Source organism: Streptomyces sp. NPDC042002 (assembly GCF_055588305.1).
On record NZ_JBVJCT010000045.1, the window covers coordinates 1 to 10,011 of the forward strand.

At 70.2% G+C, this 10,011-nt stretch carries 7 protein-coding genes and 1 pseudogene; 5 read left to right on the forward strand and 3 right to left on the reverse strand.

From position 1 onward, the window contains the following. Window positions 1-1,540: NF041680 family putative transposase (locus ACZ6KY_RS37035; RefSeq protein ID WP_469314656.1), on the reverse strand; the 1,540-nt coding region annotated here is incomplete at its 3' end. A gap of 231 nt (window positions 1,541-1,771) precedes the next feature. Between ACZ6KY_RS37035 and ACZ6KY_RS37040 the strand changes: the two genes are divergently transcribed. After that, the gene (locus ACZ6KY_RS37040) at window positions 1,772-2,083 is read left to right on the forward strand and encodes a hypothetical protein (RefSeq protein ID WP_469314657.1); all 312 of its coding nucleotides are present in this window, start codon (window positions 1,772-1,774) and stop codon (window positions 2,081-2,083) included. Between the two features lie 123 nt (window positions 2,084-2,206). After that, a pseudogene (locus ACZ6KY_RS37045) lies at window positions 2,207-2,501 on the forward strand (hypothetical protein); the annotation flags it as partial. Here ACZ6KY_RS37045 and qcrB read toward each other — a convergent pair. After that, window positions 2,412-4,031, reverse strand: coding sequence for a cytochrome bc1 complex cytochrome b subunit (gene qcrB, locus ACZ6KY_RS37050; protein ID WP_469314658.1), 1,620 nt, complete (start codon window positions 4,029-4,031; stop codon window positions 2,412-2,414). The pseudogene ACZ6KY_RS37045 and the gene qcrB overlap by 90 nt on opposite strands. Beyond that, the gene (gene sigJ / locus ACZ6KY_RS37055; RefSeq protein ID WP_469314659.1) at window positions 4,028-5,011 is read right to left on the reverse strand and encodes an RNA polymerase sigma factor SigJ; all 984 of its coding nucleotides are present in this window, start codon (window positions 5,009-5,011) and stop codon (window positions 4,028-4,030) included. Before sigJ ends, qcrB begins: the two co-directional genes overlap by 4 nt. Before the next feature lie 189 nt (window positions 5,012-5,200). Between sigJ and ACZ6KY_RS37060 the strand changes: the two genes are divergently transcribed. From ACZ6KY_RS37060 to ACZ6KY_RS37070, 3 genes are all read left to right on the forward strand, one after another. After that, entirely contained in the window at window positions 5,201-6,814 is a 1,614-nt protein-coding gene (locus ACZ6KY_RS37060) for an MFS transporter (RefSeq protein ID WP_469314660.1), read from the forward strand. Beyond that, window positions 6,811-7,419 (forward strand): hemerythrin domain-containing protein, encoded by a 609-nt coding sequence (locus ACZ6KY_RS37065; RefSeq protein WP_469314661.1) that lies wholly within the window; start codon window positions 6,811-6,813, stop codon window positions 7,417-7,419. Before ACZ6KY_RS37060 ends, ACZ6KY_RS37065 begins: the two co-directional genes overlap by 4 nt. A gap of 678 nt (window positions 7,420-8,097) precedes the next feature. Further along, on the forward strand, window positions 8,098-10,011 hold a 1,914-nt coding region (locus ACZ6KY_RS37070), incomplete at its 3' end, for an RICIN domain-containing protein (RefSeq protein ID WP_469314662.1).

Sequence of the window (10,011 nt, forward strand, 5' to 3'; positions counted from 1 at the left end):
CTTCCGCACACCAGCCGATGTCGCGATGTTCCTCGCTCCCGACCCCACCCAGACCAAGGTCAAAAAGACGAGTTAAAGATCTGCACGCCCTAAGCTTGTTCTTTATCCACCAAGATCTTCCGGGCTTGCCGATGGCCTTGAGAGTCTCGGGGCGTTTGACGGTCTTGCCGACGTCGAAGCGGGGCGCTCGGTGTTTGTTCTTGGCACCGGGTGGCTGTCCAGGGCCGGCTTCTCGGGGTTTGGGAACACGGGTCGGGCAGGCGAGGTGAGCGCGGATGTTCCTGAACCCCCGGCGGACCCGGGCCGGGGTGAGCCGGTCGGAGGTAGTGGGTTTCTCCCAGGGCCGGCGGAAGTCCGCGGCGATCGGCCGGGCAAGCCGGAGCTGGGTGTGAGCGACGATCAGGATCCAGGTCCAGCGGTCCGCCGCCTCGGGAGTACGCAGTTTCGGAGTGGTCCAGCCCAGGGTCTGCTTCGCGAAGCGGAACGTGTGCTCCAAATCGAAGCGGCGGAGAAACACATGCCAGAAACGGTCCACGTCGCTCGGGGTGGCACCGGTCTTGGAGGACCATAACCACACCGGCGGGGCATCCCGGTCCTTCGATAGATGCTCCACCTTCAAGCGCATCAACGCCCCCTCGAACACGGGTAGTTCACCATCATGGTCGAGCCAGGAGGAGCGGTGGGTGAGCCTCGGGTGGACCCGGTCCCACGCTTGAGCCTCGGCCTTGCCGTAGTTGGTGGTTTCCGTGACCGTGGTGATCGCGGGCTCGGGCCAGGTCTCCGGCTTGGTGGAGCGGAATTCCGGACCGTGCTTGGGCGGCCGGCCGTTGACGCCGTGCATCCTCGGTGGTTTCGGCAGACGCATGACGCGGTCGGAGCGGACCCGGCCGACCAACTCGACGGGCAGGTCGCGCAGGACCCAGGCCAGGCGGGTGACGTCGTAGCCGGCATCGCTGACAATCACGATATGCGGGTCCCCGGCCTGCCACTGGCCTGCGGCGATGAGGCGCTCGACGACACCCCTCAACTGGGCGGCGGTGATCGCGGTCGCGTCGTCCGCAGGGCCGAGCCGCACCACGTCCAGGATCGCGGTCCAGGACGTGGCACCCGGCTCCAGCGCGGCCACGAAGGAGTAGGGCCAGCCCGGGACGAACTGCGACGCCGTCTTCGCCCGGCCGTAGACGTGGCAGAACAGGCGCTCCGCCGAGCACGGCGCGTCCGAGCGAAGCCACGGTGACACATCGACCGCCAGGACCAGGCGCCCGCCGTCGAAACGCGGCAGCGACAGCCCGACCAGCACCGTCCGCAGCCGATCGACATCGATCCGGCCGTGGTTCAAGCCGCCGTACAGCGCTCCGTGCCCACGACGATGCTCGGGCAGCAACGTCAAGTCCACTGGGGGCTTCACCGCACCGTCCGCACACAGCACCGCGTCCAACAGCTCGAACAACTCGTCGCGCCGAGCGGTCAGGCACTCGTAGAACTCGCCCCGGAAGCGTGACGCTTCGGCGAACGCTTCCCTCCGGACGGCATCAGGCATCAGGCAGCAGACTCACCCTCACAGCCTTCGTCGTGGTCACATGCACCCTGGTCGGAGCACATGATCAGACGAAGGCCGCCCCACTTCCGGTGAATCCCCAGGTGGGCGACTCAGTTCGAGGCCGGAAGTGACTCATCTAACGGAACTCCACGTGCTCTCATCGAACCTTGAGTAGTTTTCGGCACCGGTTGAGCGGGGCCTTGCTTGGGCTGTGGCGGTACCCTCCACCACGTGACGAGAACCAGTACGCATGATGCCCAACTGAACCGGCTGTGGGGCGCCGTGTGTGCCTTCGCAGGGGTCTTCCTCCTCGTATGGGCGCTGTCCTGGGTCAAGGCGAGCGTGCTCAACGAGGACCTGCAAAATCGCTGTGGAGAACTACATACAGCCAGTTTCCCCTTCGAGAAGTCCTGCACCCGTGAGGATGGCACGGTTGAGGGCGCGAACAGCTTGCTCTTGGACGGGGCCTTCTTCGGCTCGATGGCCGCAGCTGTGGCCTGCTTGACAGTCTTGTTCACGGTCAAGGCCAGCCGGAGAAAGTAGCACCGAGACGCGCGCCCGACGTCCAGCTACTTCTGTGGGGCGTGGGTGCGGACGGACCGTACCAGGCGAGCGTGTCGCGCTCGAAAGCTCACACCCTCGACCGAGGATGATAAAGAACAAGGTAAGTCCGTGACGGCCCTGCCGCCGGCCTTCAGCGGGGCCCGCCCACAGGACTGGGTCTCGGTCACCTGGGCGCGCCCCCGCCGCGTGGACCGTGTCGAGGTCTCCTTCACCGTCGACGCGACCCACGCCCGCCCGGCCGGCGGCCGTCGACTGGGTCACGGCGTCGGACGCGCCGACCGTGATCACCTTCGACGCGGTACGCGGCTCACGGCTGCGGCTCGTCATGGCGAGCGGGCACCCGGGCGCCGCCGACGGCGGACTGCGGATCAGCCGGCTGGAGGTCCCGGTCGTGTGACGGGCCGGGGTCGAGGGCCCGCCGCTCGTGCTCGGTGAGCGTGTGGAGCTCACCGGGCCCGAGGGGCCGGTGCACCTCGACGTACTCGCCGTGCGGCAGGCGTCTGACGACGCCGGTCGCACGGCCGTGCGCCACCAGTTCGCGGTCCCGCAGCCGCAGACCCAGACAGAGGCGTCGCGTCACGACGAACACGACGACGGGAACGACCAGCAGGGAGATCCGCACCGTCCACGTCACCGTGTTGATCGACAGATGGAAGCGCGTCGCGACGATGTCGTTGCCGCCGCCCGCGAGCAGGATCAGGTACAGGCTGATCCAGGCCGCCCCGAGCGCGGTGCGCACCGGCCGGTTGCGGGGCCGGTCCAGCAGATGATGCTCGCGCCGGTCACCCGTGATCCAGGCCTCGGCGAACGGGTACACCCCGATGGCGACCAGGAGCAGCGGGAAGACGAGGACGGGGATGAGCAGGCCGAGCACGAGGGTGTGACCCCACAGCGTGATCTCCCAGCCCGGCATCACCCGCACCAGTCCCTCGGCGAACCCCAGGTACCAGTCCGGCTGGGCGCCCGTCGACACCTGGTCGGCGCGGTAAGGGCCGTACGCCCAGACCGGGTTGATGGTCGCGACCGCCGCGATGACCGCGAGGACGCCGAACACCAGGAAGAAGAAGCCGCCCGCCTTCGCGAGGTAGACCGGCATGAACGGCGTTCCCACGACGTTGCGTTCGGTCCTGCCGGGCCCCGCGAACTGGGTGTGCTTGTGATGGACGACCAGGATCAGATGGGCCACGACGAGCGCCGCCATGATGCCCGGGATCAGCAGGACGTGCAGCGCGTAGAAGCGGGCCACGATGTCATGACCCGGGAACTCCCCGCCGAACAGGAAGAAGGACAGGTACGTGCCGACGACCGGCGTCGCGAGGAGCGCCCCGTTGACGAACCTGAGCCCCGTCCCGGACAGCAGGTCGTCCGGCAGCGAGTAGCCGAACAGCCCCTCGAACAGGCCGAGGAGCAACAGCGTCCAGCCGAGGACCCAGTTCACCTCGCGGGGCTTGCGGAACGAGCCCGTGAAGAAGTGCCGCATCATGTGCGTGAGCATCGCGGCGAGGAAGACGAGCGCGGCCCAGTGGTGGATCTGCCGGATGAGCAGCCCGCCGCGCACGTCGAAGCTGATGTCGAGCGTGGAGGCGTACGCCTCGGACATCCGGATCCCGTTCAGCGGGACGTAACCGCCGTGGTAGACCACCTCGTTCATCGACGGATGGAAGAACAGGGTGAGGTAGACGCCGGTGAGGACGAGGACGACGAAGCTGTAGAGGCATATCTCGCCGAGCAGGAAGGACCAGTGGTCCGGGAAGACCTTGCGCAGGTACCGCCTGCCGAGGGAGTGGAGACCGAGCCGGCCGTCGAGCCAGTCGGCGACCCGCTCGCCGGAGGACGCCCCCTCCCGGGAGGGCGCCTGCTGGCCGGAGGACGTCTGTTCCCCGGAGGGCCCCGGCTCCCCGGAGGACGCCCGTCCGGTGGCCGTCACGCGCGCCTCCCCTCCGCCGCCTCGCTGAACCCGTCCGCACCGGAGTCCTCGTCGGAGTCCTCGTCGCGCCGGACGTGTGCGAGTTTCTCGGGATTGGTGACGATGTAGACGTCGGACACCTGCTCGCCGTCCGGGGTGAGGTCCATGACCATGACCGCGTAGGGCGACGAGCCGTCGAAGACCACCGCGGAGTCGTCGCCGTTGACCCGCCGGTAGCGGACGTCGAGACGGGAGCCCCGGCGGGTGGCGTAGCCCGCCAGCAGACGTGCCGCCTTGTCCCGTCCGCGCACCGGCCGCAGACCGGCCGAGCGGGCCTTGCCGCCGCCGTCCGTCCACACCGTGACGTCCGGCGCGAGGATCTCCATCAGGGCGCTGATGTCACCGCCGAGCGCGGCGTCCACGAAGCGTTCGGTCGCCTGTCTGCGGACACGGGGATGGGCCCGGTAGAGCGGACGCCGGGCGTGCACGTGTTCCCTGGCGCGGTGCGCGAGCTGGCGGACCGCCGCGGGACTGCGGTCGATGACCTGCGCGATCTCGGTGTGCGGGTAGCCGAACACCTCGTTGAGGACGAAGACCGCGCGCTCCAGCGGGGTCAGCGACTCCAGGACGACCAGCATCGCGAGCGAGACGGACTCGGAGCGCAGGGCGCGGTCGTCGGCGCGCTCGGCGGTGGCCGGTCCGTCGAGCAGGGGTTCCGGCAGCCAGGGGCCCACATACGTCTCACGGCGGCGGGTGATGGCGGCGCGCCGGGCCAGCGCGTGGTTGACCGCGATGCGCACGAGGTAGGCGCGCGGGTTGGCGATGTCCTCGACCGGGGCGCGGCGGGCGCGGCCCGTCCATGACAGCCAGGTCTCCTGGAGCACGTCCTCGGTGTCGGCGACGGTTCCGAGGATGTTGTAGACGATCGCGAACAGCAGCTCGCGGTGCTCGACGAAGACCCGCGTCGGGCCGTCGTCGACGGCCTCGGGACTTTCGGACATGGCTCGCCTCCCTTGATGCGCTCACTACTGCGAGGGGAGGAGGGGGCCCGAATGTGACACCCGACGGCCGAAATGTGACGTACGTCTCATGCCGGGTTCCGTGCGTCACACCGGCCGCGCCGGCCGCCCTCTTGAACGCGAGTCCGCCTACGCGGCACTCCGATGCCCCGGAACAAGGAGACACGCATCGTGTTCAAGAAATGGCACGGCAACCCCTGGGCGATCCTCGTCACGCTCTCGCTCGGGTTCTTCATGACGCTCCTGGACCTGACGATCGTCAACATCGCGATCCCCGACATGGGCCAGGACCTCGACGCCTCGCTCGACGAGATCCTGTGGGTCGTCAACGCCTATACGCTCGCCCTCGCCGTCCTGCTGATCACCGCGGGACGCCTCGGTGACCTGCGCGGCAAACGGAACCTGTTCGTCGCCGGCGTCGCCCTCTTCACCCTCGCGAGCCTGGCCTGCGGCCTCGCGCAGAACCCGGCGCAGCTGATCGCCTTCCGCGCGGTCCAGGGCCTCGGCGCCGCGCTGCTCATGCCGCAGACCCTGTCGATCATCGCCGAGGTGTTCCCGTCCGACCGGCGCGGCGCGGCGATGGGCGTGTGGGGCGCCGTCGCGGGGATCTCCGGCGCGCTCGGGCCGATCGTCGGCGGCGCGCTGATCACCCATCTCGACTGGCGCTGGATCTTCTACGTCAATCTGCCGCTCGGCGTCCTGGTGCTGGTGCTCGCCCTGGCGATCATCCCGGGCTCGCGACGCTCGGTACGGCACCGTTTCGACACCTTCGGCGTCGTGCTCGCCTCGGGTGCCCTGTTCTGTCTGGCGTTCGGCCTGACCGAGGGGCAGCGCTACGACTGGAACGGCTGGATCTGGTCGCTGTTCGGCGCGGCCGCGGCCTTCTTCGCCTGGTTCCTCGTCCATGAGCGCGGCCGGCAGACCCGCGATCCGCTCGTCCCGTTCTCGCTCTTCAGGGACCGCAACTTCACCGTCATCAACTTCGTGGGCGTCACGGTGTCCTTCGGAGTCATCGGGATGTTCCTGCCGCTGACCATCTACCTCCAGTCCGTCCTCGGCTTCAGCGCGCTCAAGTCCGGACTCGTGATGCTGCCGCTCGCCCTCGGCTCGTTCGTGATGGCCGGACCCGCGGGTGTCCTCGCGGACAAGGTCGGCGGCAAGTACATCCTGATGACCGGGCTCCTCGCCTGGGCCGCCGCCCTGGTCTGGATCGTGGCCGCGGCCGATGTCGGTTCGAGCTGGACGGCGGTCGCCTTCCCGCTCTTCCTGGCCGGACTGGGCGCGGGCTGCACCTTCGCGCCGATGGCCACCGAGGTCATGCGCAACGTCCCGGCACGGCTCTCCGGCGCGGCCTCGGGCGTGAACAACGCGCTGCGGCAGGTCGGTTCGGTCCTCGCGGGCGCCGTCGTCGGGGCCGTGCTCCAGGCGCAGCTCGCGCACACGCTCACGGACCAGGCGCGGCAGCGCGCCGGACAGCTTCCCGCCGGCTATCGCGACGGCTTCGTCGCCGCCTTCTCCCGGGCCGAGTCCGACGTGTCCGCCCGGCAGACGACCGGCACCCCGGCCGGCGTGCCGCACGACGTCGCCGACCGTATGCGGGAGCTCGGCGGCCAGGTGTTCGGCCACGGCTTCGTCCACGCGATGGGCCCCGCCGTCCTGGTCTCCGCCGGAGTCCTGCTGACCGGCGCGCTCGCCTGTCTCGCCGTACGCCGTCACCGCGGCCCGTCCGCCAACCCGCACGCCCTGCCCGTGTACGAGCCCGAACTCGAGGAAGCGACCTCATGAGCATCGACCTCACCATCATGTACGCCGCCCACGACGCCTTCCGGCGCGACCTGGACCGCCTCGGCAAGGCGGCCGCGGACGGCGCCGCCTTCACGCCCCCGGTCCGCGCCGGCTGGGCCGACTTCACGCACCAGCTGCACATCCATCACGCCGCCGAGGACAGCGACCTGTGGCCGCGTGTGCAGCGCAGGGTCGAGGGCCGTCCCCGGGACCTCGCCCTGCTCGCGGAGATGGAGGCCGAACACGCTCTGCTCGACCCACAACTCGCCGCGGTGGAAAAGGCGTTGGAGGACGGATCGGCCGAACTCCCCGCACTGGTGCACACGCTGGCCACCACGCTCGACGACCACCTCGCGCACGAGGAGGGGAGCGCCCTGCCGCTCATCCAGGAGGTGCTCACCCCCGCGGACTGGGGTGCCTTCACGGGACGTATCCGCAAGACGCAGGGTCTGCGCGGGGCGGCCGTGTTCGTGCCGTGGATCGTGGACGGCGTCGCGCCCGCCGACCGGGCAGTCTTCCTCGGCGCGCTGCCCCCGCCGGTCCGCGTCCTCAACCGGCTGTTCTGGGAGCCGGGCTACCGCAGGCGCGGTGTGTGGGGGAACTGACCCGGCGGCGCGGGCAGATCTGAGGCGGGGTTCCGCGCCGAGGGCGCGCGGGGCCGCCCGGACCGTACAGGCCGCCCGGACCGTGTGGGCCGCTCGGCCCCGTGCGGGCGACGCCCGCCGGTGCGGGCTCCCGGGCTGCGGGTCGCCCGCACCGGGAACCGGAGCCTTCTCGGGGCCGCCGACCGAGGGCGGGAGGAACGGGGTCGGCGGCCGGTTTCGCGCGGGAGAGCCGCCGTCCCGCGCGGGGCCTTCGAGAAGGGCCGGTCCCAGTGGACTACGGGAGTTCCGTGCGCCGGGAGCGTGCGAGAGAGCCCGGCGTGCGCGCACGGATCACACGGGGCGCATGAAATATCGAAAGCCGTTGCGACCTCGTAGAGTTGCCGACCGCTTTTGACATTCTTTCAATAAGGCTGAACTCAGTCGTGCGCCTTGTTGGTCATGAGTGTGTTGTGCGAAGGTGAGCCTCCTGCGCCTGGTCAAGGGCCGGGTCTGAATCGCTGTTCGCCATTCCTGGCTGTCGACGAGCCCAAGAGGCTCCTGGCCGACGGTCGCCGCACGGTCTTCGTCCCCGGCCGTTTTCCCGGCGTTCCGTCAAAAAGGTCTACGCCAATCGGGACTCCTTTTCGACGGGCAAGCACTTCTCTGTGCCACCTTGCACCTCGGAAGGAACCCGCTCCCGTGCGCACCCCCCACCCGCCGCTTCCCGCCCATCCGCCCGGCGGATATTTCGGCGAATCCGACGAGGATCTCGCCGCCGTGCTGAGAGGCGGGGCGGAGGCTGACGCCACCCGTCCCGTCGCTCTGCTGACAGCCCGACACTGGCGGCCGGCGTACGACTACGCGGTGATCTGCCTCGCCACTTCGTCGCAGGTCGCCTCCATGGTCACCGAGGCATCCTTCCATCACGTGCTCGACCGCCTCGCCGAGGGCGAGCAGGCTCTCGCGCTGCGGCCCCGACTCCTCGTGACGGTACGGGACACGGTCCGGAACTGGGCGGCGGACGACCGGATATCAGAAGCCCTGCCGGCCTTGAGGAAACCCGCGGGGGGCCGCGGTATGCGTCTGGCGAAGTCCATGACGGCCGAAAACCGCAAGCTCGCCGAACGTGCTTTCCTGGCACTTCCGGGCGCCGCCCGATGCCTGTTGTGGCACACCGAGGTGGAGGACGAGCCGCTGTTCGTGCCGGCCGGCCTTTTGGGCATGGACGCCGACACCGCGTTCGCCGCCTGGGAGCAGGCCCGCGAGCAATTTCGCCAGGCCTGCCTGCGCGCCCATCTGGAACTCGCCCCGACCAGAGAATGCGGTTTCCACAACCGGCTCCTCGACGTGCCGATCCGGCGCGGTGGAGCCTTGCTGCCGGATGTCCAGCAGCATCTGGCGGAGTGCTCCTACTGCCGCTACGCGGCGGAGCAACTCGGCCATTTTGATGGAGAGTTGGGGGTCCTGATCGCAGAGTCCGTGCTCGGCTGGGGCGCCCGTCGCTACTTCGACTCCCGACGGAGCCGCGGGCGGCAAGCGCTACGGCACCGGAGCGTGTCCCCCTTCGGCGGCCGACGACAGCGAGGCGGTGAGCGCCCAGGAAAGGGCGGACGTCCCGTGGACGACGGACGCCTGGGACGTCGTGAGCGAGCCGGAAAGGGCGGCCGTTCCGGAGAGGACGTGCGCCCGGAGAGCGGTGTGACTCCGGCGGGCGGTGGGCGTCCGGGAGTGGGTGAACGATTCGGGGACGACGTGCGCCCGGAGAGTGGTGTGACCCTGGCGGACGGTGGGGGTCCGGTCATGGGCGAACGCTTCGGAGGGGACGCGCGCCCGGAGAGTGGTGAGACCCCGGCGGCCCGAGGGCGACCCGGTGCGGGCGGACGCTCCGGAGACGACGTGCGCCCGGAAAGCGGTGGGCTCCCGACGGGCGGTGGGCACCCCGGGGCGAGCGGCCGTCGTCGTCTGGTGTCCCCGTTCGCCCCGACGGGGCGCCGCGCCGCCAGGCCGGCGGAAGTACCGCAGCAGGCACTGATCACCGGGGCGGGTCTGTCGGCCGCCCTGCTGGCGACCGTCCTCGCGGTCGGCCTGTGGCCGAACGAGGAGGGCGATGGCGACCCCGCCGCCGCCGCCGTCGGAGCGAGCAGCAGCCGGACACTGTCACCCACCCAGGGCTCTGCGGTCCCGCCCGTCATGTCCACTCCGTCCATCGCGGCCGGAGTCTTCGTCAAGGGGGACCGGGCCCGACTGCGCAACGTGGACGCCGATCTGTGCCTCGACGTCCGGGACTCCAGGGCCGTGGAAGGCGCCGAGGCCACGCTGGACGTGTGCTCGTCCGCCTGGACCCAGCAGTGGGTGTACGAGCGGGACGGACTGCTGCGCAGCGTCGCCAGTTCCGGGCTCTGCCTCGACGCGCGTGCCGACGACGGTGTCCTCCTGCTCGACCGCTGTGCCGGCGAGGACGCGAAGCAGCGCGAGGACATGCGCTACGACCTCACCGAAGAGGGCGAGTTGCTGTCCCGGGGGGGGGGGGGGGGGGGGGGGGGGGGGGGGGGGGGGGGGAGGGAGGGGGGGGGGGGGGGGGGGGGGGGGGGGGGCGGGGCGGGCCTGTGCGGT

Excerpts from the sequence above, each read along its gene's own strand:
- sigJ (WP_469314659.1), bottom strand. The coding sequence starts at position 5,011 with ATGTCCGAAAGTCCCGAGGCCGTCGACGACGGCCCGACGCGGGTCTTC.
- ACZ6KY_RS37065 (WP_469314661.1), top strand. The coding sequence starts at position 6,811 with ATGAGCATCGACCTCACCATCATGTACGCCGCCCACGACGCCTTCCGG.